This is a genomic window from Streptomyces sp. URMC 127, from assembly GCF_051386535.1.
GTDB lineage: Bacteria > Actinomycetota > Actinomycetes > Streptomycetales > Streptomycetaceae > Streptomyces.
This window is the reverse complement of record NZ_JBPQTW010000572.1, coordinates 1-233: the sequence shown is the minus strand read 5'-3', so window position 1 is coordinate 233 and position 233 is coordinate 1. Positions and strand designations below refer to the sequence as shown.

Annotated in this window: 1 protein-coding gene; it reads left to right on the top strand. The window is 47.2% G+C overall.

What is annotated here, in order from left to right; all coding sequences use genetic code 11:
- On the top strand, positions 1 to 233 hold a 233-nt coding region (locus ACSNOH_RS35430; RefSeq protein WP_436725535.1), incomplete at both ends, for a dynamin family protein.

Below are 233 nucleotides of genomic sequence, written 5' to 3'. Positions count from 1 at the left end.
TGAAAAAAGCGGCTGATGAAGAGGTTTATATCGCATTTACCGGGCATTATTCAGCGGGGAAATCGTCACTGCTGAACTGCCTGTTAATGGAAAATATTTTGCCGACAAGCCCGATTCCGACAAGTGCTAACCTTGTTGTGATCAGAAACGGGGAAAAGCGTGTTCGGCTTCATACAACAGACGGAGCATACGCTGAGCTGAAGGGGGCTTATCAGAAAGACAAGGTGCAGCAA